This window comes from Microbacterium sp. GbtcB4, from assembly GCF_019091465.1.
Taxonomy (GTDB): domain Bacteria; phylum Actinomycetota; class Actinomycetes; order Actinomycetales; family Microbacteriaceae; genus Microbacterium; species Microbacterium paraoxydans.
The window spans coordinates 17,987-40,796 of sequence record NZ_JAGXJJ010000012.1 but is presented as its reverse complement, the minus strand read 5'-3'; the positions used below and the strand labels follow the sequence as shown (position 1 = coordinate 40,796).

28 protein-coding genes are annotated in these 22,810 nt (G+C 70.5%); 8 read left to right on the top strand and 20 right to left on the bottom strand.

The window, feature by feature from the left end; translation table 11 throughout:
* Nucleotides 1-49: 49 nt before the first annotated feature.
* From rplT to infC, 3 genes are all read right to left on the bottom strand, one after another.
* Nucleotides 50-436: a 50S ribosomal protein L20 gene (rplT, locus tag KVS71_RS16410; protein WP_017202428.1), complete on the bottom strand. Its 387-nt coding sequence runs from the start codon at nucleotides 434-436 to the stop codon at nucleotides 50-52.
* Nucleotides 437-468: 32 nt separating this feature from the next.
* A complete protein-coding gene (gene rpmI, locus KVS71_RS16405; protein WP_025105280.1) occupies nucleotides 469-663 on the bottom strand; it encodes a 50S ribosomal protein L35 in 195 nt (64 codons plus the stop codon).
* Between the two features lie 72 nt (nucleotides 664-735).
* Nucleotides 736-1,350: a translation initiation factor IF-3 gene (infC, locus tag KVS71_RS16400; RefSeq protein ID WP_105950149.1), complete on the bottom strand. Its 615-nt coding sequence runs from the start codon at nucleotides 1,348-1,350 to the stop codon at nucleotides 736-738.
* A 257-nt stretch (nucleotides 1,351-1,607) separates the two neighbouring features.
* On the opposite strand from infC, the gene KVS71_RS16395 reads away from it, so the two are divergent.
* Nucleotides 1,608-2,006, top strand: a complete 399-nt coding sequence (locus KVS71_RS16395; RefSeq protein WP_060922526.1) for a DUF1844 domain-containing protein — start codon at nucleotides 1,608-1,610, stop codon at nucleotides 2,004-2,006.
* Between the two features lie 18 nt (nucleotides 2,007-2,024).
* On the opposite strand, the gene KVS71_RS16390 is transcribed toward KVS71_RS16395, so the two are convergent.
* The 6 genes from KVS71_RS16390 to KVS71_RS16365 all read right to left on the bottom strand — a co-directional run bounded on the left by KVS71_RS16390 (nucleotide 2,025) and on the right by KVS71_RS16365 (nucleotide 6,453).
* Nucleotides 2,025-2,822: an SseB family protein gene (locus KVS71_RS16390; protein ID WP_060922525.1), complete on the bottom strand. Its 798-nt coding sequence runs from the start codon at nucleotides 2,820-2,822 to the stop codon at nucleotides 2,025-2,027.
* Nucleotides 2,806-3,552, bottom strand: a complete 747-nt coding sequence (priA, locus tag KVS71_RS16385; protein WP_025105284.1) for a bifunctional 1-(5-phosphoribosyl)-5-((5-phosphoribosylamino)methylideneamino)imidazole-4-carboxamide isomerase/phosphoribosylanthranilate isomerase PriA — start codon at nucleotides 3,550-3,552, stop codon at nucleotides 2,806-2,808. Before priA ends, KVS71_RS16390 begins: the two co-directional genes overlap by 17 nt.
* A gap of 112 nt (nucleotides 3,553-3,664) precedes the next feature.
* A complete protein-coding gene (gene hisH / locus KVS71_RS16380; RefSeq protein ID WP_060922524.1) occupies nucleotides 3,665-4,300 on the bottom strand; it encodes an imidazole glycerol phosphate synthase subunit HisH in 636 nt (211 codons plus the stop codon).
* Nucleotides 4,297-4,914, bottom strand: a complete 618-nt coding sequence (gene hisB, locus KVS71_RS16375) for an imidazoleglycerol-phosphate dehydratase HisB (RefSeq protein WP_060922523.1) — start codon at nucleotides 4,912-4,914, stop codon at nucleotides 4,297-4,299. Before hisB ends, hisH begins: the two co-directional genes overlap by 4 nt.
* On the bottom strand, nucleotides 4,911-5,996 hold the full coding sequence (locus KVS71_RS16370; RefSeq protein ID WP_368874972.1) for a histidinol-phosphate transaminase: 1,086 nt from the start codon (nucleotides 5,994-5,996) through the stop codon (nucleotides 4,911-4,913). The genes hisB and KVS71_RS16370 overlap by 4 nt, the downstream gene beginning before the upstream one ends.
* Nucleotides 5,997-6,084: 88 nt before the next feature.
* On the bottom strand, nucleotides 6,085-6,453 hold the full coding sequence (locus tag KVS71_RS16365) for a LysM peptidoglycan-binding domain-containing protein (RefSeq protein ID WP_082750078.1): 369 nt from the start codon (nucleotides 6,451-6,453) through the stop codon (nucleotides 6,085-6,087).
* Between the two features lie 283 nt (nucleotides 6,454-6,736).
* On the opposite strand from KVS71_RS16365, the gene lexA reads away from it, so the two are divergent.
* The gene (lexA, locus tag KVS71_RS16360; RefSeq protein ID WP_060922521.1) at nucleotides 6,737-7,423 is read left to right on the top strand and encodes a transcriptional repressor LexA; all 687 of its coding nucleotides are present in this window, start codon (nucleotides 6,737-6,739) and stop codon (nucleotides 7,421-7,423) included.
* An 82-nt stretch (nucleotides 7,424-7,505) separates the two neighbouring features.
* Here lexA and metE read toward each other — a convergent pair whose 3' ends face one another.
* Together metE and KVS71_RS16350 are read right to left on the bottom strand one after the other, a co-directional pair.
* Entirely contained in the window at nucleotides 7,506-9,815 is a 2,310-nt protein-coding gene (metE, locus tag KVS71_RS16355; RefSeq protein WP_217585039.1) for a 5-methyltetrahydropteroyltriglutamate--homocysteine S-methyltransferase, read from the bottom strand.
* Between the two features lie 21 nt (nucleotides 9,816-9,836).
* Nucleotides 9,837-10,784 (bottom strand): methylenetetrahydrofolate reductase, encoded by a 948-nt coding sequence (locus KVS71_RS16350; RefSeq protein ID WP_105950152.1) that lies wholly within the window; start codon nucleotides 10,782-10,784, stop codon nucleotides 9,837-9,839.
* Between the two features lie 184 nt (nucleotides 10,785-10,968).
* Here KVS71_RS16350 and KVS71_RS16345 point away from each other — a divergent pair, with 184 nt between their 5' ends.
* Complete coding sequence (locus KVS71_RS16345; RefSeq protein WP_217585038.1) at nucleotides 10,969-12,831, top strand: prolyl oligopeptidase family serine peptidase; 1,863 nt, start codon at nucleotides 10,969-10,971, stop codon at nucleotides 12,829-12,831.
* Nucleotides 12,832-12,841: 10 nt separating this feature from the next.
* Here the strand turns inward: KVS71_RS16345 and smpB are convergent, their stop codons facing one another.
* The 3 genes from smpB to ftsE form a co-directional block, all read right to left on the bottom strand.
* Entirely contained in the window at nucleotides 12,842-13,318 is a 477-nt protein-coding gene (smpB, locus tag KVS71_RS16340; RefSeq protein WP_050722832.1) for an SsrA-binding protein SmpB, read from the bottom strand.
* A 68-nt stretch (nucleotides 13,319-13,386) separates the two neighbouring features.
* Nucleotides 13,387-14,301, bottom strand: a complete 915-nt coding sequence (ftsX, locus tag KVS71_RS16335; RefSeq protein ID WP_060923645.1) for a permease-like cell division protein FtsX — start codon at nucleotides 14,299-14,301, stop codon at nucleotides 13,387-13,389.
* Complete coding sequence (ftsE, locus tag KVS71_RS16330; RefSeq protein ID WP_083370887.1) at nucleotides 14,298-15,392, bottom strand: cell division ATP-binding protein FtsE; 1,095 nt, start codon at nucleotides 15,390-15,392, stop codon at nucleotides 14,298-14,300. Before ftsE ends, ftsX begins: the two co-directional genes overlap by 4 nt.
* A 176-nt stretch (nucleotides 15,393-15,568) precedes the next feature.
* On the opposite strand from ftsE, the gene KVS71_RS20065 reads away from it, so the two are divergent.
* Complete coding sequence (locus tag KVS71_RS20065) at nucleotides 15,569-16,888, top strand: DUF2510 domain-containing protein (protein ID WP_254635875.1); 1,320 nt, start codon at nucleotides 15,569-15,571, stop codon at nucleotides 16,886-16,888.
* Between the two features lie 57 nt (nucleotides 16,889-16,945).
* Here KVS71_RS20065 and prfB read toward each other — a convergent pair whose 3' ends face one another.
* Nucleotides 16,946-18,055, bottom strand: coding sequence for a peptide chain release factor 2 (prfB, locus tag KVS71_RS16320; RefSeq protein WP_025105296.1), 1,110 nt, complete (start codon nucleotides 18,053-18,055; stop codon nucleotides 16,946-16,948).
* 122 nt (nucleotides 18,056-18,177) lie between these two features.
* Here prfB and KVS71_RS16315 point away from each other — a divergent pair, with 122 nt between their 5' ends.
* Nucleotides 18,178-19,419, top strand: coding sequence for an MFS transporter (locus KVS71_RS16315; protein ID WP_217585054.1), 1,242 nt, complete (start codon nucleotides 18,178-18,180; stop codon nucleotides 19,417-19,419).
* Nucleotides 19,420-19,431: 12 nt separating this feature from the next.
* On the opposite strand, the gene KVS71_RS16310 is transcribed toward KVS71_RS16315, so the two are convergent.
* The 4 genes from KVS71_RS16310 to KVS71_RS16295 are packed head-to-tail and all read right to left on the bottom strand — an operon-like array spanning nucleotide 19,432 to nucleotide 20,875.
* Nucleotides 19,432-19,851, bottom strand: a complete 420-nt coding sequence (locus tag KVS71_RS16310) for a pilus assembly protein TadG-related protein (RefSeq protein ID WP_217585037.1) — start codon at nucleotides 19,849-19,851, stop codon at nucleotides 19,432-19,434.
* Nucleotides 19,852-19,868: 17 nt separating this feature from the next.
* Nucleotides 19,869-20,303, bottom strand: coding sequence for a TadE family protein (locus tag KVS71_RS16305; protein WP_234024135.1), 435 nt, complete (start codon nucleotides 20,301-20,303; stop codon nucleotides 19,869-19,871).
* On the bottom strand, nucleotides 20,293-20,694 hold the full coding sequence (locus KVS71_RS16300; RefSeq protein ID WP_217585036.1) for a TadE/TadG family type IV pilus assembly protein: 402 nt from the start codon (nucleotides 20,692-20,694) through the stop codon (nucleotides 20,293-20,295). Before KVS71_RS16300 ends, KVS71_RS16305 begins: the two co-directional genes overlap by 11 nt.
* Before the next feature lies 1 nt (nucleotide 20,695).
* Nucleotides 20,696-20,875, bottom strand: coding sequence for a hypothetical protein (locus KVS71_RS16295; RefSeq protein WP_217585035.1), 180 nt, complete (start codon nucleotides 20,873-20,875; stop codon nucleotides 20,696-20,698).
* A gap of 174 nt (nucleotides 20,876-21,049) precedes the next feature.
* On the opposite strand from KVS71_RS16295, the gene KVS71_RS16290 reads away from it, so the two are divergent.
* From KVS71_RS16290 to KVS71_RS16280, 3 genes are read left to right on the top strand one after another with little or no spacing between them, the layout of a single operon-like run.
* On the top strand, nucleotides 21,050-22,012 hold the full coding sequence (locus KVS71_RS16290) for a CPBP family intramembrane glutamic endopeptidase (protein WP_144882540.1): 963 nt from the start codon (nucleotides 21,050-21,052) through the stop codon (nucleotides 22,010-22,012).
* Between the two features lie 11 nt (nucleotides 22,013-22,023).
* Entirely contained in the window at nucleotides 22,024-22,203 is a 180-nt protein-coding gene (locus KVS71_RS16285; RefSeq protein ID WP_144882539.1) for a hypothetical protein, read from the top strand.
* Between the two features lie 10 nt (nucleotides 22,204-22,213).
* Nucleotides 22,214-22,486 carry a hypothetical protein gene (locus KVS71_RS16280; protein ID WP_144882538.1) on the top strand — a complete coding sequence of 91 codons (273 nt, stop codon included), beginning with the start codon at nucleotides 22,214-22,216 and terminating at the stop codon, nucleotides 22,484-22,486.
* Nucleotides 22,487-22,510: 24 nt separating this feature from the next.
* Here the strand turns inward: KVS71_RS16280 and KVS71_RS16275 are convergent, their stop codons facing one another.
* Nucleotides 22,511-22,807, bottom strand: coding sequence for a hypothetical protein (locus tag KVS71_RS16275; RefSeq protein WP_060923088.1), 297 nt, complete (start codon nucleotides 22,805-22,807; stop codon nucleotides 22,511-22,513).
* Nucleotides 22,808-22,810: the final 3 nt, after the last annotated feature.

Here is a 22,810-nt window from a genome sequence, read left to right as displayed (position 1 = left end):
CGGAACGGGCGCCTTCCCGGAGGAAGACGCCCGTTCGGAAGCGAGATGCTTACGCCGCGGACTTCGGCGCGTTGACGTCGGAGGGCAGAGCCTTCTTCGCCGTCTCGACCAGCGTCGTGAACGTCGCGGCGTCGTTCACCGCGAGGTCGGCGAGCATGCGACGGTCGACCGTGACACCCGCGAGGCCCAGACCCTGGATGAAGCGGTTGTACGTCATGCCGTTCTGGCGGGCCGCAGCGTTGATGCGCTGGATCCACAGACGACGGAAGTCGCCCTTGCGCTTGCGACGGTCCCGGTACGAGTAGACCAGGGAGTGGATGACCTGCTCCTTGGCCTTCCGGTAGAGGCGCGAACGCTGACCGCGGTAGCCGGAGGCGCGCTCGAGGATGACCCGACGCTTCTTGTGGGCGTTGACCGCCCGCTTGACTCTTGCCATTTTCCTGTGTTCCTATCCTGCGATCGGGCGCGTCAGCGACCGAGAAGCTTCTTCGCGACCTTGAAGTCCGCCTTCGCGAGCACCTGGTCCTGGTTCAGACGACGGGTGCGACGGCTCGACTTGTGCTCGAGGTTGTGGCGCATCCCGGCCTGCTGCTTCTTCAGCTTGCCGCTGCCGGTGATCTTGAAGCGCTTCTTAGCACCCGAGTGGGTCTTCTGCTTCGGCATCTTCTCTTCCTTCGTATGGCGCCTTCTCAGGCGACGGTGTCAACCCGCGGTGCGGGAGTTCTGGGGGCGGACCTACTCCGCCTTGGCGTCCGCGGAGGCGTCCGCGTCGTTCTTCGCCTCGCGCGCGGCCTGCTTGTTCGCGGCGCGCACGGCGTTCTGCTCCTGCTTCGCCTCGGACTTGCTCTTGTGCGGCGCGACGACCATCACCATGTTGCGGCCGTCGATGGTCGGGTTGGACTCGACCGTGCCGAACTCGGCGACGTCCTCGGCGAACTTGCGCAGCAGACGGACACCCTGCTCCGGGCGAGACTGCTCTCGACCGCGGAAGAGGATCATGGCCTTGACCTTGTCGCCGGCCTTGAGGAAGCCCTCGGCGCGCTTGAGCTTCGTCGTGTAGTCGTGCGCCTCGATCTTCAGACGGAAGCGGACTTCCTTGAGGATCGTGTTCGCCTGGTTGCGACGCGCTTCCTTTTCCTTCTGCGCGGCCTCGTACTTGAACTTGCCGTAGTCCATGATCTTGACGACGGGCGGCTTCGAGTTCGGGGCGACCTCGACGAGGTCGAGATCGGCTTCCTGGGCGAGACGCAGCGCTGCCTCGATGCGGACAACGCCGATCTGCTCACCCGCGGGGCCGACGAGGCGGACCTCGGGGACGCGGATGCGCTCATTGGTACGGGGATCGCTGATGCGGAGCTCCTTAGACGATGTGATTCGGCCACCGTGATGCGGTCTGCATCCCGGGCGAAATCGGAGTCGTCCCCCACCCGCCGGCGTTCAGATACCGGCTTCGCACCCTGTCTACCGGCCCTCTCGTGACGAGCGGAGCCGGCGGAGCGCAAGACCCGGTAGCCTGGAACGGCAAGCGCGGGTGGGAAGTGAATCCTCTTTCGTTCCGGAGCATGACGCTCCGGAGCCCGCCAAAGTCTAACAGAAAGCAAGGCGAAGTGACGAACCAGGCATCGGACGAGGCGGCCCGCGAGCGCGAGGAGCGATGGGCTCGGCAGGAGGAGGCAGCCTCCTCGGCCGTCCGTGACATCGCCGACGTCCCCGCCGTCGAGGTGATCACGACCGCCGCCGTGCACCTCATGAGCGCCGCGGCCGTGAAGCTCGGCCTGGCGGACGACCCCGAAGCCGCGGCCCAGCTCGACCTCGATGAGGCACGGAAGCTCATCAACGCCCTGGCAGGGCTCATCACCGCCGGCGCCCCGGAGATCAGCGACATGCACGCCCGCTCGCTGCGCGACGGCCTCCGGTCGCTGCAGCTCGCCTTCCGCGAGGCCTCGACCATCCCCGATCCGATCGGCAAGGGCCCGGGCGAGAAGTGGACCGGTCCCGTCACCTGATCCGGCCGAAGCTCCGCCTCAGATGCTGCGGCGGAGCTTGACCGTCAGCGAGTCAGCGAGGACGGCGATGCGGTCGTCCGCGGCCCAGCGCTGAGCGAGTCGTCCGAGCACGGCATCCAGGACCTCGCGCTCCAAGCCGTCGACGAGCTCCAGCACGACGATGAGCTCGGGTCCGCGGAGCCGGGCGTCCGGGTCTCCCGGCGCGACCGCGACGTCGATCACGGCGAGCTCGTGGGCGATGCTCTCCCGAAGGGCGGTGACGACCTCGGGAGAGAGGAAGCTCGGCTCCCACGCGTGTCCCTGCGCCACGGCCCAGACGGCGGGGCGGCGGATCACGAACTCGGTGTCGGACGTGGGGTCCAGCACGATGAGATCGGTGTCCTCCGACGACGCGGCCAGGGCCGCGCGGACGGCCTCGACCGGGATGGGGCGTGCCGACGGATCCCAGCGCTGCATCGTCTCGACCGACGAGAACACCGGCTGGACGCGGCGCCCGTCCGGGGCGGCCACGGTGACGATCGAGAGCTCCTGCGTCTTGTCCACCGCGAGACCGCTGGGCGCCACCCCCTCCTCGCCCTTCTCCGCGATCAGGGGCACGAGGACCCGGGCGGAGCGGAACGCGTCGACGACCTCGGCCTGGCTCCCCTCGCCCGCACGGAAGCGGTGCAGCGCCGCGAGGAGAGCCGGGTCCGCCGAGCCGTCGTCCGCCGCATGCGGGTTCGACTCGAAGCTGCGGCCCTCCCAGGGGACGCCGGCGGAATCGGCCCGGTTGTGCGACTCGGGGCCGCAGGCGTGGGGGTCAGTCTCCGGCGACATCCAGGGCCTCCGCGAGCGTGAAGGCGCCCGCGTACAGAGCCTTGCCGACGATGGCCCCCTCGACGCCCAGGGGCACGAGGTCGCGCAGCGCGGCGATGTCGTCGAGGTTCGAGATGCCGCCGGACGCGACGACCGGCTTCGGCGTGCGCGAGGTCACCTCGCGCAGGAGCTCCAGGTTCGGACCGCGCAGCGTGCCGTCCTTGGTCACGTCGGTGACGACGTAGCGGCTGCAGCCGGCGTCCTCGAGGCGCTCGAGCACCTCCCAGAGGTCGCCGCCCTCCTTCGTCCAGCCCCGCGCGGCGAGCGTCGTGCCACGGACGTCGAGGCCGACGGCGATCGCCTCCCCGAACCGGCTGATCACGTCGGCCGCCCACTCCGGGTTCTCCAGCGCGGCGGTGCCGAGGTTGATGCGCGCGGCACCGCTCTCCAGCGCGGCTTCCAGGCTCGCGTCGTCCCGGATGCCGCCGGAGAGCTCGACATTGACGTTCTTGAACTGCTTGATGACCTTGCGCAGGATCGGCGCGTTGCTCCCGCGACCGAACGCCGCGTCCAGATCGACGAGGTGGATCCAGGAGGCTCCCTGCGAGACCCACTCCCCTGCCGCGTCGAGCGGGTCGCCGTAGCTCGTCTCGGTCCCGGCCTCCCCCTGGGTGAGACGGACCGCCTTGCCGCCGGCGACGTCGACCGCGGGAAGGAGCGTGAGCGAGGGGGACTGCGCGAAGTCGTTCATGGGGTCCTTGGTTCGGGTGGGTCTGCGGCCCGAGCGGGCACGAGAGACGAGGGTAGTCCGCCGCGGGGCGCGGGACAAACCGCGTGACGCCGGGCGCCAACGCGGCTCGGGGTCAGAGGCTCTGCACCCAGTTCCGGAGCAGCCGGATGCCGGCGTCCCCGGACTTCTCCGGGTGGAACTGCGTCGCCGAGAGCGGGCCGTTCTCGACGGCCGCGAGGAAGGGGCCGCCGTACTCCGCCCAGGTCAGCACGGGCTGCGGGAACGGCGGGATCACGTCGAGCTCCCAGGACTGCGCCGCATAGGAGTGCACGAAGTAGAAGCGCTCCTGCTCGATCCCGCGAAACAGGACGGTGTCCTTCCCCGGCTCGACGGTGTTCCAGCCCATGTGCGGCAGCACGGGCGCGTTGAGTTCCGTCACGGCGCCCGGCCACTCGCCGAGGCCCGCGGTGTCGTGCCCCCGCTCGACGCCGTGCTCAAAGAGCACCTGCATGCCGACGCAGATGCCGAGGACCGGTCGGCCGCCCGCGAGACGACGGCCGATGATCTCGTCGCCGCCGTGGGCGTGCAGAGCGTCCCGCACCGCCTGGAAGGCCCCGACACCGGGCACGACGAACCCGTCCGCCTCGAGCGCCTCGGCGCGGTCGCGCGTGAGGACGGCGTCGGCTCCCGCGGCGACGAGGGCCTTGACCGCGGAGTGGACGTTGCCGGACTCGTAGTCGAAGACGGCGACCCGGGGCGCGGCGCTCACAAGGCTCCCTTGGTGGATGGGATGCCGTCGACGAGGGGATCCAGCGCCTTCGCCTGACGGAACGCCCGCGCGAATGCCTTGAACTCGGCCTCGGCGATGTGGTGCGGGTCGCGCCCGCCCAGCACCCGGACGTGCACGGTCAGCGCGGCGTTGAAGGTGATGGCCTCGAAGACGTGCCGCACGAGTGATCCCGTGAAGTGCCCGCCGATCAGGTGGTGCTCGAAGCCGGCCGGCTCCCCCTCGTGCACGAGGTAGGGGCGACCGGAGATGTCGACGACGGCCTGCGCCAGGGCCTCGTCCAGCGGGACGAGGGCGTCGCCGTACCGGGAGATGCCGGACTTGTCTCCGAGGGCTGCCAGGATCGCCTGGCCGAGCACGATCGAGACGTCCTCCACGGTGTGGTGGGCGTCGATGTGGGTGTCCCCGGAGGCCCGCACGGTGAGATCCGTCAGCGAGTGCTTGGCGAACGCCGTGAGCATGTGGTCGAAGAACGGCACCGAGGTGTCGATGCGGCTCGCACCGGTGCCGTCGAGGTTCAGCTCGACCTCGACGGTGGACTCCGACGTGCTGCGCACGCGGCTCGCGGTGCGTGCGGTGGGCGCGGGGATGGTCATGATGCCGATCCTATCGAGGCCAGGGCGTCCAGGAACGCCGTCGTCTCCGCCTCGGTGCCGGCGCTGACGCGCAGGTGGCCGGGGATGCCGACGTCGCGGACGAGCACCCCGCGGTCGTACAGCTGCTGCCACGTCGCCCGCGGATCCGCGACGCCGCCGAACAGCACGAAGTTGGACCACGAGAGGTGCGGGGTGTATCCGAGGGCCTCGAGCGTCGCCGTGATGCGGTCACGCTGCTCCACGATCTCCTGCACCATGCCGAGCATGACGTCGGCGTTGCGGAGGGCGGCGACCGCGGCGGCCTGCGTCAGAGCGCTCAGGTGGTACGGCAGTCGCACGAGCCGGAGCGCGTCGATGAACGCCGGATCGGCCGCGAGGAAGCCGACGCGGGCACCGGCGAAGGCAAAGGCCTTGCTCATGGTGCGGGAGACGGCGAGCCGCGGCCGTCCTTCCAGGAGGGTGAGGGCCGACGCCGCATCCCGTGGCGCGAACTCCTGGTAAGCCTCGTCGACGATCACGACGCCGCGGGCCGCCTCGTAGACGGCCTCCACCACGTCGAGCCCCAGTGGGGTGCCGGTCGGGTTGTTCGGCGAGCAGAGGATCACGATGTCGGGGTCGGCCGCGCGCACCTGCTCCGCCGCCTCCTCCGGGGTGACCGTGTAGTCGGGCTGACGGGTGCCGGCGATCCAGGACGCACCGGTCCCCTTCGCGATGAGCGGGTACATCGAGTACGTGGGGCCGAAGCCGAAGGCCGTGCGCCCCGGACCGCCGAAGGCCTGGAAGATGTGCTGCAGCACCTCGTTGGATCCGTTGCCCGCCCAGATCTGCTCCGACGTGAGGCCGTGCCCCAGATAGTCGGCGAACGCCTCGCGCAATGTGGTGAACTCACGGTCCGGGTACCGGTTCACGTCTCGGATCGCCACCGCGATGTCGTCGAGGATGTCGCTGGCGACCTCGTCGGGAACAGGATGCGTGTTCTCGTTGACGTTGAGGGCGACCGGCAGCGGGGCCTGAGGTGCGCCGTACGGGGTGAGTCCGCGCAGATCGTCGCGGAGCGGGAGATCGTTGAGGGAGAAGGTCACCCTTCCCATCTTAAGAGGAGCACGGATGGCCGAGGTCATCGTGACGATCGGATCGTCAGGGACCGGAGGCAGGACCTCGGACTCCGCGTCAGTCGGTGTACCGTGCCGGGAGCGCGAGCTCCTGGCCGACCTGGAGCTCACCGCCGCGCAGGAGGTTCATCCGGCTGATCTCGCCGATGACATCCCGCGGGTCGGCGGCGGGAGCGATGCTGCTCGCGATCGACCAGAGCGTGTCACCGGGCATGACCGTGACGGTCTCGACGGAGACGGCCGGTGCGTCTACGCCGGAGGCGATCGCGCTGCCCCCACCGATGGCGGCGAAGGCGATACCCGCAGCGAGCGGGACGGAGGCGAGCGCGAGCAGGGTGCGGCGGCCGCGGGCCGTGATCCGCAGCCGGGTGGCCGGACGGGCCGATGCCGGAAGGGCGGTCGCGGTGCTGAGGCTCATGCTGCTCATGTCTGCTCCTAACTGTCCCGGCGCCGGAGCCCGGGGAGGTTGGCGTAGCTTTCGCATCCGCGCCTCGGCCGGGAGCCGTGGATGCGAAGCTACGTTCCGAAGATATCTTCGAGTTCGAACATCTGTCAAGCTGTCTTCGAAACCATGCCCCGCGAATCGCCCGACACGCTCGAACAGATCTTCCAGATCGGCGCGTTTCTCGGATACGGTTTCGATAAGGACACCCCACCACGGGCCACCGACATTCGAAGCGGCACGTCGGATCACGCAGTGAAGGAGCACCATGAGCGACACCTCAGCCCTCGAGTCCGAGGCGCCGCGCACCCGTCGTCGCAAGAACCTCAGCCCGAAGCAGATGGCGATCCTCGAGGTCATCCAGGCCTCGATCGCACAGAACGGCTATCCGCCGAGCATGCGTGAGATCGGCGACGCCGTCGGGCTCAAGTCGCTGTCCAGCGTCACCCACCAGCTCGGCCAGCTCGAGCTCAGCGGTTACCTGCGGCGCGACCCGGGCAAGACTCGCGCGATGGAGGTCCTCATCGACCTCCCCGGTACCGGCGCGGAGAACCCGGCGGACGTGGTGACTCCTGTCGGCGATGCTGCACTCGTGCCGCTGGTCGGGCGGATCGCCGCGGGCGTGCCGATCACGGCGGACCAGCAGGTCGAGGAGATCTTCCCGCTCCCCCGGCAGCTCGTCGGCAAGGGCGACCTCTTCATGCTCAAGGTGTCCGGGGAGTCGATGATCGACGCCGCCATCTGCGACGGCGACTGGGTCGTCGTGCGCTCGCAGAACACGGCGGAGAACGGCGAGATCGTGGCCGCGATGCTCGACGGCGAGGCGACCGTCAAGGTGCTCCGGCGTCGCGACGGCCACACGTGGCTGCTGCCCCGCAACTCCGCGTTCGAGCCGATCCTGGGCGACGAGGCGGTCGTGCTCGGCAAGGTCGTCGCGGTCATGCGCGCCGTCTGAGGCACCGCATCGTCGGTGAGACGAGAACGAAGGCCCTCCCGGTCGCACCGGGAGGGCCTTCGTGTGTCCGGGGACGACCGCGTCAGGCGGTGACCACCACGTCTTCGCGCACGCGCCGCGTGGCCTCGACGATGTTCCGCAGCGACGCCGTGGTCTCGGCGTAGCCGCGGGTCTTCAGACCGCAGTCCGGGTTCACCCAGAGCTGACGGAGGGGGATCTCCTCCACCGCACGCCGCAGCAGGGACTCGACCTCCTCCACGGTGGGCACGCGCGGCGAGTGGATGTCGTACACGCCGGGGCCGATGCCGTGGTCGAAGCCCACCTCGGCGATGTCCGCGACGACCTCCATGCGGCTCCGGGCCGCCTCGATGGACGTGACGTCCGCGTCGAGCGCACGGATCGCGTCGATCACCACGCCGAACTCCGAGTAACAGAGGTGGGTGTGCACCTGGGTCGCCGCCGCAGCCCCACCCGTGGCCAGACGGAACGAGGCGACAGACCAGTCGAGGTACGCCGGCTGGTCGGCCTGCTTCAACGGGAGCAGCTCCCGGAGCGCCGGCTCGTCGACCTGGATCACCTGGATGCCCGCGGCCTCCAGATCGGCGATCTCATCGCGCAGCGCCAGCGCCACCTGGTTCGCCGTCTCCCCCAGCGGCTGGTCGTCGCGGACGAAGGACCACGCGAGGATCGTGACGGGGCCCGTGAGCATCCCCTTCATGTGCTTCGCCGTGAGCGACTGGGCGTACGCCGACCAGCCGACCGTGATGGGCGCGGGACGCGAGACGTCTCCCCAGAGGATCGACGGGCGCGTCGCTCGCGAACCGTACGACTGCACCCAGCCGTGCTGCGTGACCGCGAAGCCGTCGAGGTTCTCCGCGAAGTACTGCACCATGTCGTTGCGCTCCGGCTCGCCGTGCACGAGGACGTCGAGACCGAGGTCCTCCTGCAGGGAGACGACCGCGGCGACCTCACGGCGCAGGAACTCCTCGTAGTCGTCCTCGGGGATCTCGCCGCGGAGGAACTGCGCGCGGGCGCGGCGGATGTCGCCGGTCTGCGGGAAGGAGCCGATCGTCGTCAGGGGCAGCGCCGGCAGGCCGAGGGCGTTCTGCGCCTCCTCCCGCTCCTGGTACGGGGCCCGGGCGAAGTCGGCGTCGCTCAGCGCGCGAGAACGCACCGCACCGTCGCGCACACCGGGAGCGGTCAGGCGGTCCTGCAGCGCAGCGGTCGCCGCGTCCAGCTTGGCCGCGATCGCCGTGCGCCCTTCGGACAGGCCGCGGGCGAGGGTCACGACCTGCTGCACCTTCTGATCCGCGAAGGCGAGCCAGGACACCAGGCGCGCGTCCAGCGCCGTCTCGTCCTCCACGTCGTGCGGCACGTGCAGCAGCGAGGTCGAAGTCGAGGCCGACACCGGGACCCCGAGCGCGCGGAGCGCCTCCAGAGAGTCGAACGCTGCGGAGAGGTCGCCACGCCAGATGTTGTGACCGTCGATCACGCCGCCGACGAGGGTCTTGCCCTCGAGGCCCGGCACCGCGTCGGGCACGGTGCCGCGCACGAGATCCACGGCGATGGCCTCGACGGGGGCGGCGGCCACGGTCGCGAACGTCGCGCCGAGGCTCGCGTACGGGGGCGCGACGAGGATCGAGGGACGCTCTTCGGCGTTCCCGAGCACCGCGAGCGCGCGCTCCGCGGCGGAGGCGAGCTGCGCGGTGGTGGCCGGCAGGGACTCGCTCACGAGGGCGGGCTCGTCGAGCTGCACCCACTCGGCGCCCGCGGCGCGCAGACGGGCGAGCAGGTCGACATAGACCGGCAGGACGTCATCCAGCCGCGAGAGCGGCTCGAAGCCCTCCGGTGCGTCGTCCGACGCCTTCGCGAGCGCCAGCAGCGTGACCGGCCCGACGACCACGGGTCGGGTGACGAAGCCGGCGGCGACCGCCTCGGCGACCTCGCGCACCAGGCGGTCGCTGGCGAGGGAGAACACCGTCTCCGGACCGATCTCCGGAACGAGGTAGTGGTAGTTCGAGTCGAACCACTTCGTCATCTCCAGCGGCGCCCGCTCGCCCTCACCGCGGGCGACGGTGAACAGGGCGGAGAGGCCGATCGACCCGTCGGCCTCGCGGAGATCGTCGAAGCGGGCGGGGATCGCGCCGACCGTGACGGCGGCGTCGAGGACCTGGTCGTAGAAGGAGAAGGACTCGGGGATGGACGAGTCCGCGCGGCCGAGGCCGAGCCCCGCCAGGCGCTCGCGGGTCGTCGCGCGCAACTCCGCGGCCGTCCGCTCCAGCTCCTGCTCGTCGATGCGCCCGGCCCAGAACGCCTCGACGGCCTTCTTGAGCTCGCGGCGACGGCCGATGCGGGGGTAGCCGAGGATGGTGCCCTCGGGGAATGCGGTCATGGTGTTTCCTTTCGGCGGGGACTAATGCCGGAGCGCCGGGACGATGCCGGCTTCGGCGAGGACGGTCAGGACGGTCTCGTGCTGGTTGAACGCGTACAGATGCACGCCGGGGGCCCCGCCCGCGACGACGTCGGCGGCGAGGCGCGCGGCCCAGGAGATCCCGATCTCCCGGCGCCCTTCGGCGGTCGGCTCGACATCGAGGGCGATCGAGAGCTCGCTGGGCAGGTCCTCCCCGGTCAGCTCCAGCACCCGGGCCAGCCGGGTCGGCGACGTGATCGGCATGATGCCGGGGAGGATCGGGATGGTGACGCCTCCGGCGCGGGCGCGCTCCACGAAGGCGAGGTAGTCATCGGGGTGGAAGAAGAGCTGCGTGATGGCGAAGGTCGCGCCCGCGGCCTGCTTGGCGAGCAGCGCCTCGACATCCTGCGTGCGGTGCGTGGCCCGGGGGTGCCCCTTCGGGAAGGCGGCGACCGCGATGTCGACCTTCTGCCGGGGGGCCACGAGCGCGGCTCCGGGGAGACCGGGGACCGGAGACTCCTGATACGGCGCGCGTTCGGCCTGGACGCGATCGATGAGCTGCACGAGCTGGGCGGCGCTCTCCAGGTCGCCCAGGAAGGGCTCGCTCTGTCCCGCGGGCGGATCTCCGCGCAGGGCGAGGAAGCGGAGGATCCCGGCGTCGAGGAACTCCCGGATGAGCGCGGTGGCTCCGGCGTAGGTGTTGCCGACGCACGTGAGATGAGCGAGGGGTTCGACGTCGGTGTGCTCGCGGATGAAGCGCAGCACATCGAGCGAGCGGCCACCGGTCGAGCCGCCGGCGCCGTAGGTCACCGACAGGAACTCCGGGCCGGCCGCGGCGAGGCGACGGACCGTCTCGTGCAGGGCCTCCTGGCTCGACTCCGAGCGCGGCGGGTAGAGCTCGAACGAGAACGGCACGCGGGAGGCGCGAGCGGTGTCGAACGTGGAAGACATCTTCTCTCCAGGGGACAGGGGCCGGGGTCCGCGCACGACGAAGAGCACGTCGTTCGCGGGCGGGTGCCGGGCTCGGCTGTCGCTCCACGCCCGGGATGGACCGGGCGTTTCCAGAAACCTAGAACACGCCCTCGGCCCGCCGCACGAGTGTGACGTCGTGTGTCACCGCCCATAGGCTCGAGGCATGTCCTCACCGTTCGGTTCCTGGTCCTCCCCCTTCACCGCCGCAGCCGTCGCAGGAGCGGCGCCGCGCATCGACGGGGCCCGCTTCGTCGGCGACGAGGTGTGGTGGGCCGAGTCCGTGCCCGCGGAAGGCGGAAGGGTGACGATACGCAGCTCGACGGGCACGGAGATCCTCCCGGCCCCCTGGAACGCCCGCTCCCGCGTGCACGAGTACGGGGGCGGCGCCTGGACCGTCGATGGCGACACCCTGTACTTCGTCTCCGGCGCCGACCAGCGCGTGCACCGGATGGATCGAGATGCCGAGCCGAGTCCCCTCACCGCCGCCGGCCCTTCGTACGGCGGACTGCGCGTGCAGAGCGGCCGGCTGTTGGCGGTCAGGGAAGACCTCTCGACCGACCCGCACCGCCGCGCGATCGTGGAGATCCCCGTGGACGGCTCAGCCGCCGAGGACGCCTCCGCGATCCGGGTGGTCGTCGAGGGTCCCGGCTTCTTCGCCCACCCCGCGCTCTCGCCCGACGGCAGCCGCGTCGCCTGGGTCGAGTGGCAGGCGGACAGCATGCCCTGGGAGAGCGCCACGCTCGCGATCGGATCGGCGGCCGGCGGGACGATCACCCGGGTCCCCACCTCCGCCGCCCTGCAGCCGGAATGGACCGGCGACGACGCCCTCGTGTTCGCCGATGACGCCTCGGGACGCTGGCAGCTCCAGCATCTCGCGCTCGACGGCCTGCAGCCCGGCGCCTCCCACCCGCTGACCTCGTCCGACGCGGACACCGGCTACGGCCTGTGGGTGCTCGGCAACCGCTGGTTCCAGCCGCTGGCGGACGGCCGCGTCGTGGCCGTGCGCACCGACGGCCGCGACGAGGTGCAGCTCGTGTCCCCGGACGGCGAGACGCGCGCGATCACGGTCCCGGGCGACGGGCATCTCAGTGTGGATGACGTCTCGGGCTCGCGCGTCCTGCTCAGCGGCGACGGCTCGCGCGTGACCTCCGGCATCTGGTGCGTCGACGTGGACAGCGGGGCCGTCGAGACCGTCACCGGCGGCGCTCCGGTCGATGAGGAGTGGATGCCGGCGGCCCAGCAGCTCGTCGTGGAAGGTGCGCACGGCCCCGTGCACGCTTTCGCCTATCCGCCCGCCGCGCCCGGAGAGCCCCGCGGCGCCGACGGCGAGCTCCCGCCCTACATCGTGCTCGTGCACGGCGGGCCGACCGCCCACGTCACGGGAGCGGCCTCCGCCTCGGTCGCGTTCTTCACGAGCCGGGGAATCGGGGTGCTCGACGTGAACTACGGCGGGTCCACCGGTTACGGCCGGGCGTACCGCGACCGCCTGCAGGGGCAGTGGGGCGTCGTCGACGTGGACGAGGTGATCGCGGCCGCCCGCGGGCTCGCCGACTCCGGGCTCGCCGACCCCGCGCGCATCGCCATCCGGGGCGGCTCGGCCGGCGGCTGGACGGTGCTCTCGGCGCTCGTGCGCGGCGGGACGTTCGCCGCCGGCATCAGCCGCTACGGCGTCGCGGATCTGCGGATGCTCGCCGCCGAGACCCATGACTTCGAGGCGTCGTACCTCGACGGCCTCGTCGGTCCGCTCCCCGCTGCCGAGCACGTGTACATCGAGCGCTCACCGCTGACGCACGCCGACCGCATCGACGTGCCGGTGCTGCTGCTGCAGGGCGGGGAGGACCGCGTCGTGCCGCCGTCCCAGTCCGAGGCCATCCGCGACGCCCTGGCGGCGAACGGCATCGACCACGAGTACGTGCTGTACCCGGGCGAGGGGCATGGATTCCGCAGTGCGGAGACGATCGTCGACGCGCTGGAACGCGAGCTCGCGTTCCTCGGCCGGGTGTTCGGCTTCACGCCGAGCCTCTGACCTCGGCGGGCTACTCCCCCACCCGGTTGCGCAGCCGCATCGCGCGCTCGGCCTCGCGGGTGTCCTGGCGTTCGCGGAGGGTCTGGCGCTTGTCGTACTCGCGCTTGCCCTTCGCGAGGGCGATCTCGACCTTGGCGCGGCCGTCCGAGAAGTACAGCTTGAGCGGGATCAGCGTGTATCCGCCTGCGGAGACGGCGTGGGCGAGCTTCGCGATCTCCTCCCGGTGCAGGAGGAGCTTGCGGATGCGCTTGGCCGAGTGGTTCGTCCAGTGCCCCTGCGAGTACTCCGGGATGTGCACGGCGTCGAGGAAGACCTCGTTGCCCTTCACGAACGCGTACCCGTCGCTGAGGTTCGCGCGTCCCTGACGGAGCGACTTCACCTCAGTGCCCGTGAGCACCATGCCCGCCTCGTACGACTTCTCGATGTTGTAGTCGTGACGCGCGCGACGATTGGTCGCGATGACCTTCTCCCCGCGTTCCCTGGGCATGATGATCTCCTGTGCTGTAGTGCCGTGGACGGCTCGGCAGCGGATCGGCCGAGCAGCCTTTCAGGGTATCAGGTGCGCAACCACCGTCGGATCGCGAAGCCGGCCGACAGCGCCGCGAGCACGACACCGATCCCGACGAGGACCGGGACCACGAGGATCGCGTCCTGCATGGTCACCCACGTCGTGATGAACGGTACGCGCCCGCGCAGGTAGCCGTTCACACCGAAGTGCATGCCTGCGACGACCGCCGCGCTCGCGAGGGCCGAGCCCAGGAGCGCGGCGAACACGCCCTCCAGGACGAACGGCGTCTGGATGAAGCGGTTCGAGGCGCCGACGAGGCGCATGATGCCGATCTCCTTGCGCCGCGCATAGGCGGACAGGCGGATGGTCGTGGCGATCAGCAGCGTGGCGGCGATGAGCATGAGGACCGCGATGCCGACGGCGATGTACGTCGCCACCGTGAGCGCGGAGAAGAGCGGTTCGAGGTATTGGAGCTGGTCCTGCACCTGTTCCACTCCGGCCTGCCCGCTGAACGCCTCGGCGAGCACCTGCGACTGGCCCGGATCCTTCATCGTGACGAAGAAGACCTCGAACGCCTGGTCGGGCGAGAGCACGCTGGCCTGCTCCTCCCCCACCTGCTCGACGAGCTTGGCGTACGTCTCCTCCTTCGTGTCGAAGGTCATGGAGCTGATGAGCGGCGACAGCGCGTCGCCCTCGAGCTGGGCGCGCACGGCGGCGACCTGCTCCTCGCTCGCCGCGCCGTCCACGCAGGTGTCCGACTCCGACACCGCGGAGCACATGTAGACCGCCACCTGGGCGCGCTCGGCCCAGTAGCCGCGCATCACGCCGATCTGCGACTGCATGAGGATCGCCGCGCCGACGAACGTCAGCGACACGAAGGTGACGAGCACGACGGAGATCACCATCGAGATGTTGCGCCGCAGGCCGACGAGGGCCTCGGTCAGGATCAGGCCGATTCTCATGAGGTCGGGCCCACTTCCTCATCGTCCTGGTCGGACAGCCCGAGGCGGTCCGCGACGCCGAGCTCGGCGACGTCCACCTCCGGGATCACGATCGGGTGCGTGCGCGGACCCGCGGGCGCGGGGCGCTCGGCGGCGGGCTGCGGCGGCACGACATCCGGCGGTTCGACCACGCCCGGCTCCCGTGCCGGCTCCGGCGGCTCGACCACCTGCGGGGCCGGGTCGGCGGCGGGCTTGGTGACCGCGGGAGACGCGGCCGCGGCCCGGCGCTGGGCGTCCAGCTCCTCGGCGAGTGCGGCACGGACCACGGAGAGGTCGGCGGTCTGGCGCTGCACCTCCTGGACGGCGGTGAGAGCGGCGGCGGCCGCGGCACCGCGGACCTCCTCCGGCACCAGACGCGGGATGTTCGAGGTGTCGCCGTATCCGCCGTGCACCTCGTCACGGACCATCTCGCCGTCGCGGAGCTCGATCACGCGGCGGCGCATCTGGTCGACGAAGCCGGCCTCGTGCGTGGCCATGAGCACCGTCGTGCCGCCCGCGTTGATCCGGGCGAGCAGCTGCATGATGTCGACGGAGGTCGCGGGGTCGAGGTTTCCGGTGGGCTCGTCGGCGAGCAGCACCTGCGGACGGTTGACGAGCGCCCTGGCGATCGCGACGCGCTGCTGCTCCCCGCCGGAGAGCTCGTGCGGCATGCGTTTCTCCTTGCCGTCGAGCCCGACGAGCGCGAGCGCCTCGGGAACGGCCTGCTGGATGAAGCCGCGGGACGATCCGGTGACCTGCAGGGTGAAGGCGACGTTCTGGTAGACCGTCTTGGACGGCAGCAGCCGGAAGTCCTGGAACACCGAGCCGATGTGGCGGCGGAAGTACGGCACCTTCCGGTTCGCCAGAGCCCGCAGATCGCGGCCGAGGACGGCGACGCGACCGGTCGTGGGCACATCCTCGCGCAGGATGAGGCGCAGACAGGAGGATTTGCCGGAGCCGGAGGCACCGACCAGGAAGACGAACTCCCCGCGCTGCACCTCGAAGTCGACACCGGACAGGGCGGGCTTCGACGTCCCGCGGTAGCGTTTCGTGACGTTCTCGAACCGAATCATGGCGATTCGAGCCTAAGCGCGCCACGGGCCCGGCCCCGGCACGACACCCCGCCGCGCAGGACGCCGCTCCGCTTCTCGGCTGTGCTCGCAGGCCCACCGAGGTCGTCGCCCGCTGCTATACATGGAGTGTCGATTCGCGTCCACCGCGCGCGAGCGCACACACGGAGGGGACCCCCATGACGACACCTGCCGGCTGGTACGACGACGGTTCCGGGCGCCTGCGCTGGTGGGACGGCCAGCAGTGGACGGAGCACTTCGCGCCGGAGACGACAGCGACGACCGACGACACCACCGCGACGGCGACCGACGACGGGGGCGCGGAGAGCACCCCCGCGGCGACCGACGACGGGACTCCGCTGGGACAGGAGCCGACGGCGACGGCGGAGACCGTCGCTCCCGAGCCCGTCGCCGCTGAGCGCGAGATCGCTCCGGACGAGCCCGCGACCGAGTTCATCGTCGCGCCAGAGCCGGCACAGGACTGGACCGCACCGACCAGCGGCGCGCATGACCTCCCCGGTGCGGCGCCGATCGTCCCGCCGGCCACTCCCGAACAGAACGCATACCAGGGCCAGGGCGGATACCCGACACCGGGCGCGTACCCGGGGGCGCAGGGCGCGGCCGGATACCCGGGCCAGGCGCCGGGTGGTCAGAGCGCGTATCCCGGCCCGGGCGCGTACCCCGGTCAGGGCGCGTACCCCGGTCAGGGGACGTACCCCGGTCAGGGGACGTACCCCGGTCAGGCGCCGGCTCCCGCGGCGCCGAAGAAGGTCTCGGTGCTCGGACTCGTCGGCCTCGGGCTCGCCGCGCTGGGCCTCCTCCTCGCGTTCATCCCCGTGACGCTGCCGTTCGCCTGGTTCCTCCTGGCGGCCGGATTCATCGTCTCGCTCATCTCCCTGTTCCTGAAGGGCACCAAGTGGCCGGGGATCACCGGGCTCGGGGTGTCGGTGCTCGGCGGTATCGTCGCGATAGTCGTGAGCATCTTCTTCGTGCTGGCCGTCGCGAACACCGTGCGTCCGGTCACGCTTCCCGACTACGACGAGGGCACGACTCAGAGCCCGGCGCCGGAGACCGACGACACCGGCGACGCGGGTACGGGTGAGGTCGCCGAGGGCACGCTGGGAGAGCCGGTCACCGTGCCGCAGCTCGAGGGCACGGCCGAGGTCACCATCCGTTCCGCCACGTTCGGCCCGACCAACGGCACGGACTTCGAGCCCGCGAACGGCGGATATCTGTTGATCGACGTCGCCTGGGAGACGCTCGACGGGACGACCTACGTCAACCCGCTCTACTTCTCCGTCGAGACCGCAGACGGCACCGAGGGTGACTACGACATCTTCGGCGAGGCGACGCTGGAGTCCAGCGAGCAGGACGCCGGTTCCACGGCGGAGGGCACGGTCTCGTTCGACGTGGCCGAGAGCTCGTCCTACGTGATCGTCATCACGGACGAGATGCTGCAGGAGGTCGCGCGCGTGACCGTCGAGCCGTCGGCTCGCTGACCCGTCCGCACCGCACGACGAAGGCCCCGGGAGATCCCGGGGCCTTCGTCGTAGGGGTCAGTCCTCGTCTTTGCGCTTGCGCCAGCGGATGCCCGCCGAGATGAAGTCGTCGAGATCGCCGTCGAACACGGCGGCGGGGTTGCCGGACTCCTGGCCCGTACGGAGGTCTTTCACGAGCTGCTGACCGTAGAGGAAGTAGGAGCGCATCTGATCGCCCCAGCTCGCGGTGATGTTGCCGGCGAGTTCCTTCTTCTTGGCGGCCTCCTGCTCCTTCTGCAGCAGGAGGAGGCGGTTCTGCAGCACCCGCATGGCCGCAGCGCGGTTCTGGATCTGCGACTTCTCGTTCTGCATCGACACGACGATGCCGGTCGGGAGGTGCGTGATGCGCACGGCGGAGTCGGTCGTGTTGACGGACTGCCCACCGGGGCCGGAGGAGCGGAACACGTCGACCCGGATGTCGCTCTCGGGGATGTCGACCTCGGTCGCCTCCTCCATGAGCGGGATGACCTCGACGGCGGCGAACGACGTCTGGCGCTTGTCCGCGGAGCCGAACGGGCTGATGCGGGCGAGGCGGTGCGTGCCGGCCTCGACGGAGATCGTGCCGAAGGCGTAGGGCGCGTCGATCTCGAAGGTCGCCGACTTGATGCCCGCGCCCTCCGCGTATGAGGTGTCCATGACCTTCACGGGGTACTTGTGACGCTCCGCCCAGCGCAGGTACATGCGCATGAGCATCTCGGCGAAGTCGGTGGCGTCGTCGCCGCCGGCGCCGGAGCGGATGGTGACGATGGCGCTGCGCTCGTCGTACTCGCCATCGAGCAGCGTCTGCACCTCGAGCTGGTTGATGAGGTCGGTGAGCGTCTGCAGCTCCTTGCGCGCCTCGATCGCCGACTCCTCGTCTCCCATCTCGTTCGCGAGGTCGACGAGGACCTCGAGGTCGTCGAGGCGCTGGGCGATGCCGGTGATGCGGGCGAGCTCCGACTGGCGGTGGCTCAGGGCACTGGTGACCTTCTGGGCGTTCTCGGTGTCGTCCCAGAGGTCGGGCGCGCCGGCCTCCTCGCTGAGACGCGCGATGTCCTCGCGGAGACGGTTGACATCGACGACCTCGCTGATGTCGCCGAAGGTGTGCCTGAGCGCCTGGATTTCGGCGGAGAGATCTAGTTCGAGCATGACACCTCAGCCTAACGTGCCGCCCGCGCGCGCGGGGACGGGCATGTCCAGGGCCGTGCGCCGACCGGAGTAGCGTGAAGGACGTGAGCAGCGCATCCACGGTCCTCCGACAGTTCGGGCCGATGGTGTACCTGCCGACCGTCCTCTTCTCCCTCGGCGAGGGCGCGGTCATCCCGCTCATCCCGGTCATCGCCGCGTCCATGGGCGCCGACGTCGCCTTCGCGGCCCTGGTCGCCTCGGCGCTCGTGGTCGGCCAGCTGTGCGGCAACCTCCCGGCCGGCTGGGCCGTGGGCCGCATCGGCGAGCGCTTCACGATGGTGATCGCGGGCGTCATCGCGATCCTCGCCGCCGTCGGCATGGTGTTCGCGCCGTCACTCGGGGTCCTCGCGGCGTCCGTGTTCCTCCTGGGCCTGTGCGCCGCGGCGTTCGGGCTCGCCCGGCACGCGTTCATGACCACGCGGGTGCCGCTGGCGTTCCGCGCCCGCTCGCTCTCCCTGCTCGGCGGCAGCTTCCGTCTGGGCATCTTCATCGGCCCGTTCGTCTCCGCGGGTCTCCTGCAGCTCTTCGGCACCGAGGCCGCGGCGGTCTGGTTCTTCCTCGCCTGCCTCGTGGTCATGGTCGTGCTCGTGCTCTTCGGACCGGATCCGGAGAAGACGGTCGCCCCGCTGCGGACGACGATCCGGTTCGCGGAGGACAGCGGAGAGGCCGTGACCGGGTCGATCCCCACCGTCGAGCGGGCCGGGATCTTCCAGACCATGTGGCGGCAGCGCGGAGTGCTCGGTCGGCTCGGACTCGCTGCGGCCTCGCTGTCCGCGGTGCGGTCGGCACGGCAGGTCGTCCTGCCGCTGTGGGGGCTCTCCCTGGGCCTCGACGCGTCGACCATCGCTCTCGCCGTCGGGGTCTCCGGCGCCATCGACTTCGCCCTCTTCTACGCCAGCGGTCAGGTGATGGACCGCTTCGGCCGGCTCTGGGCGGCGATGCCCGCGATGGTGCTGATGGGCGCCGGGTTCCTCGCCCTGTCGGTCACGCACGACCTCGACTCCGCGGTGCTCTGGTTCGGCATGTTCGCCGCGGTCCTCGGCGTCGGCAACGGCCTGTCGAGCGGCATCCTCCTCACTCTCGGCGCGGACGTCGCCCCGAAGCACGACCCCGCCGCGTTCCTCGGGTCGTGGCGCACGCTGACCGATGCCGGCGGCGCGGTCGCTCCGCTCCTCGTCTCGGGCATCACCGCGGTCGCGTCCCTGTCGTTCGCGGCGGGAGCCATGGGCCTGATCGGACTCGTCGGCGCCGCGGGGTTCCTGCGCTGGATCCCGCGGTTCGTCCCCCGGACGCCCCCGCCCACGCCGGACCCGGATGACGACTGAGCGCCCGGTCGCTCAGCGCAGCGCCGTCCGGCTCGTGGCCGTCGCCTGCAGCGGCACCCCGTCCGGCACGAACGGCGAAAGCAGCGGCGGGTGCCAGGTCGCTGCAACGGTGACGCGCGCGCTCACGCCGTCCGGGGTGCCCGCGTCGACGACGGTCGCCTCGAACCCCGCTCCGAGGACGAGCGGCACCGCCTGCTCGGCCACCCCCGCGTCGGTGAGCGTCGCGCGCGGCACCTCCCCCTCCACCTGCAGCGTGAAGCCGTCCGCTCCGGCGAGCGCCGCCGCATCCGCAAGCCCGTCCAGCCGCTTCTGGGAGATGTAGAGGTCGGTGGCGCAGATGCACACGAACAGCACCGCGAGCGCGAGGAGGAGGGAGCCGAGCACGAGCAGCAGCACGCTCCCCTCGTCGTCGTCCTCTCCGTGCTGCTTCATGGCCCGCACGCGTCCCCTCATCCCGCGCCCCATCGCCGCGACACCTTCTGCACCGACACGGCCTCCACGGGGACGGACGTCGCCTGGTCGAGTCCGAGCACGCCCGGCACGAGCGGCAGCGGCACCCGCGTCGAGACCGTGACGACCACCGTCGCTCCCGCCGCCGGACAGGCCGATGCCCGGGGGCGGCACGACACCGCGACGTCGACCGCACCGGGATCGATGCCGTACTCCGCGACGACCCCGTCCAGCACCTCCTCCCCTCGGTCGGCCGCCGCCGCGATGTCGGGTGCCGAGGCGACGGCACGTGCGGCCTGCCGCGCCGCGGCCTCGACGCCCAGCGTCTGCTCCTGCACCGAGCCCACGGCGATCACGAGGTACAGCAGCGGCACGAGCATGATCACGCCGACAGCGATGAACTCCAGCGAGCTCGACCCCGCGTCATCGCGCATCGAATGACTCCGCCGGTGCATGGGCCTCCACCTGCAAGGCCGCAGGGACGCCGACCAGGCCGAACACCGGGAGCGTCGTCCGGATCCGGACCTCGACGGTCTCCTGTCCCTCCCGCCATGCTGAGGCCACCGTGATGTCGTCTGCATAGGAGGGGCCGACCGCCCGACGGATGACCTCACGCGCCCGCTCTTCCCCCTCCGCGGACGTCGTGTCGGCGAGAGCCGCGTAGTACGCCCCCTCCACAGCGGCGTCGTGGACGACGTTGCGCACGTAGATCGCGAACGCGAACTGCAGCACCGCGAGGGTGAGTGCGGTGAGCAGGGTGCCGACGAGCACGAACTCCACCGGGTTCGATCCGCGGTCGTCGGTCACCCCCGCAGGCGCGCGCATGTCAGAGCCCCGAGACCCGCTGAATGGCCTGCTCGAACAGGGAGGTGAGTGCGGGCGCGGCGACCGCCCAGATGAGTACGACGAGCGCCGCGGTCATCAGGGTGACGAGCACCCAACCGGGCACGTCTCCCCGTTCGTCGTCGTAGAAGGCACAGAGCATCGAGCGCGCACGAGAGATCATGCCGCCAGTGTGCATGGGAGACCTGCCACGGCGCGGACGTTATCCACAGGAGCTCGGTGTTCCGGGCATCGCCGGATCCTCCCGACGGTTCATCCGGGTGAGAACGATGGACGCCGCGTCGACACCGTTGCTACGTTCGACGAATTAAGCCCCCTTGCGACGTGACAGGACCCCATGACCTCCACGAGTTCCCCCGCACGAGCCTCCCTTCACGAGTCCCCCTTCATCGCGGACGCGAGGTCAGGTGCCAGAGTCACGAGCTGGTGGCTGGCGATCATCCTCTTCCTCGCGCTCTGGATCGTCCAGATCGGCCTGCTCGCGGCTCTCACGATCGCGGCCCCCGTTCCTGCGGGCTCCGTCTCGTCGCAGTTCCAGGAGGCGTTCGCCAACCTCGTCGTCATCGGCCTCGTCTTCGCCTGGGTCGGCCTCTATGAGCGGCGACACGTGCGCACTCTCGGCTTCCGGCAACCCGGGCGCGGCGTGCTCGCTCTCCTGCTCGGCGTCGTCGTCGGGCTCGTCTTGATCTCCGTACCCATACTGTTCCTTCTGCTGACGGGCCAGTACGAGGCGGTCGCCGGCCCCGCGGGCGGCACCTCCGGGTTTCCCGCCCTACCTCTGATCCTGGCTCTCGCCGTCACCGTGATCGTCCAGGGCGGCAACGAGGAAGTCGTGACACGAGGGTTCCTCCTCCAGAGCGTGGGGCAGCGATTCCCGACGTGGCTCGCAGTCCTCGTCCCCTCGCTGCTGTTCACGGTGGTGCATGGCGTCGGCGGCCACCCGGTGGCCTTCGCCACCATCTTCCTGTACGCGATCTTCGCCACCTTCGTCACACTCTGGCAGCGGTCGCTGTGGCTCATCTGCGGTATTCATGCCGGCTGGAACTTCGGCATGGGCAACGTCTACGGCATCCCGGTGAGCGGGTTGGACCCGCACTCCACGTCGCTCCTGTTCCTCGCCCCTTCCGATTCCTCGGCACCGTTGCTCACCGGTGGCGATTTCGGGACCGAGGGTGGGCTTCCCGCCGCCTTCACCATGCTGGCGGCGGCCGCCGTCGCGTTCGTGTGCTGGCGACGTTCCGCGCGGGAGCACCGTCAAGGAGGTCCGCGGGTCTCCCCAGAGCCGACCCGGGCGCAATAGGCTCCTGCCTCATGGAACCCAACCCTCTGCTGCCGTCGATTCCGGTGCTGATCGCGATCGTCGTCGGCGTGGTGATCCTCGTCTCCGTCATCGTCATCGTCATCGGTGCCCGGAGAGCGAAGCGGCGGGGTTCTGTACCCCCGTCGCGCGAATCGCACAACCCCGGGTCCGGACACCACGACGAGGGATAGCCTGTCACGCATGCGCCCCGGACCTGACGATGAGATGCGGGCGCGGGTCGAGATCGACGGGCTCACCTATCCCCTGCCTCGCGGCACGGATGTCGTCGCCCTCCGGGAGCGGATCGAAGCCGCCGCGCGCGCCGAGCCCACATTCGTCTCGTTCGCCACGTCGGACGGCCTCGCGAGCGTCCTCGTCCACCCGACGTCGCGGGTGTTCCTCTTCCAGGTCAAGGCGTCGAACGACGGGAGCCTTGCTGCAGACCTCGGGGGGCTGCCGGACTGGGACGTCTGAGCGCCGCGGTAAGCCGCCGCAGCGTCAGGAGGTGAACTCGTCGATGACGAGCTCACCTCGGGCGTTCAGCCGCTCCATCATGTGGCTGACCCGAGCCGGGTCGATCGCCGGCGTCGGCTCGGCATCGAACTCGAGGACCAGCGGGATGGCCGGGTGCATCCACGCCGAGAGCCGGCCCGGGCTCTTCTTCCCCGAGGGCCACGTCATCATGAAGCTCTCCTGGCGACGGAGCTTGGTGGAGATCACGATCTTCAGATGCGCCAGCAGGGTGTCCTCGACGTCGATCGGTGGACGAGAGCTGTTGTACTCAAGACTTCCCATAGT

Coding starts and splice junctions, on each gene's coding strand:
- ftsE (WP_083370887.1), bottom strand. CDS start 15,392: ATGATTCGGTTCGAGAACGTCACGAAACGCTACCGCGGGACGTCGAAG.
- KVS71_RS16315 (WP_217585054.1), top strand. CDS start 18,178: ATGGTGTACCTGCCGACCGTCCTCTTCTCCCTCGGCGAGGGCGCGGTC.
- metE (WP_217585039.1), bottom strand. CDS start 9,815: ATGACCGCATTCCCCGAGGGCACCATCCTCGGCTACCCCCGCATCGGC.
- KVS71_RS16305 (WP_234024135.1), bottom strand. CDS start 20,303: ATGCGCGATGACGCGGGGTCGAGCTCGCTGGAGTTCATCGCTGTCGGC.
- rpmI (WP_025105280.1), bottom strand. CDS start 663: ATGCCGAAGCAGAAGACCCACTCGGGTGCTAAGAAGCGCTTCAAGATC.
- KVS71_RS16390 (WP_060922525.1), bottom strand. CDS start 2,822: ATGTCGCCGGAGACTGACCCCCACGCCTGCGGCCCCGAGTCGCACAAC.
- lexA (WP_060922521.1), top strand. CDS start 6,737: ATGAGCGACACCTCAGCCCTCGAGTCCGAGGCGCCGCGCACCCGTCGT.
- ftsX (WP_060923645.1), bottom strand. CDS start 14,301: ATGAGAATCGGCCTGATCCTGACCGAGGCCCTCGTCGGCCTGCGGCGC.
- KVS71_RS16290 (WP_144882540.1), top strand. CDS start 21,050: ATGACCTCCACGAGTTCCCCCGCACGAGCCTCCCTTCACGAGTCCCCC.
- smpB (WP_050722832.1), bottom strand. CDS start 13,318: ATGCCCAGGGAACGCGGGGAGAAGGTCATCGCGACCAATCGTCGCGCG.
- KVS71_RS16285 (WP_144882539.1), top strand. CDS start 22,024: ATGGAACCCAACCCTCTGCTGCCGTCGATTCCGGTGCTGATCGCGATC.
- KVS71_RS16365 (WP_082750078.1), bottom strand. CDS start 6,453: ATGAGCAGCATGAGCCTCAGCACCGCGACCGCCCTTCCGGCATCGGCC.
- KVS71_RS16275 (WP_060923088.1), bottom strand. CDS start 22,807: ATGGGAAGTCTTGAGTACAACAGCTCTCGTCCACCGATCGACGTCGAG.
- prfB (WP_025105296.1), bottom strand. CDS start 18,055: ATGCTCGAACTAGATCTCTCCGCCGAAATCCAGGCGCTCAGGCACACC.
- priA (WP_025105284.1), bottom strand. CDS start 3,552: ATGAACGACTTCGCGCAGTCCCCCTCGCTCACGCTCCTTCCCGCGGTC.
- rplT (WP_017202428.1), bottom strand. CDS start 436: ATGGCAAGAGTCAAGCGGGCGGTCAACGCCCACAAGAAGCGTCGGGTC.
- KVS71_RS20065 (WP_254635875.1), top strand. CDS start 15,569: ATGACGACACCTGCCGGCTGGTACGACGACGGTTCCGGGCGCCTGCGC.
- KVS71_RS16350 (WP_105950152.1), bottom strand. CDS start 10,784: ATGTCTTCCACGTTCGACACCGCTCGCGCCTCCCGCGTGCCGTTCTCG.
- KVS71_RS16295 (WP_217585035.1), bottom strand. CDS start 20,875: ATGATCTCTCGTGCGCGCTCGATGCTCTGTGCCTTCTACGACGACGAA.
- KVS71_RS16300 (WP_217585036.1), bottom strand. CDS start 20,694: ATGCGCGCGCCTGCGGGGGTGACCGACGACCGCGGATCGAACCCGGTG.
- KVS71_RS16280 (WP_144882538.1), top strand. CDS start 22,214: ATGCGCCCCGGACCTGACGATGAGATGCGGGCGCGGGTCGAGATCGAC.
- hisB (WP_060922523.1), bottom strand. CDS start 4,914: ATGACCATCCCCGCGCCCACCGCACGCACCGCGAGCCGCGTGCGCAGC.
- KVS71_RS16310 (WP_217585037.1), bottom strand. CDS start 19,851: ATGAAGCAGCACGGAGAGGACGACGACGAGGGGAGCGTGCTGCTGCTC.
- KVS71_RS16345 (WP_217585038.1), top strand. CDS start 10,969: ATGTCCTCACCGTTCGGTTCCTGGTCCTCCCCCTTCACCGCCGCAGCC.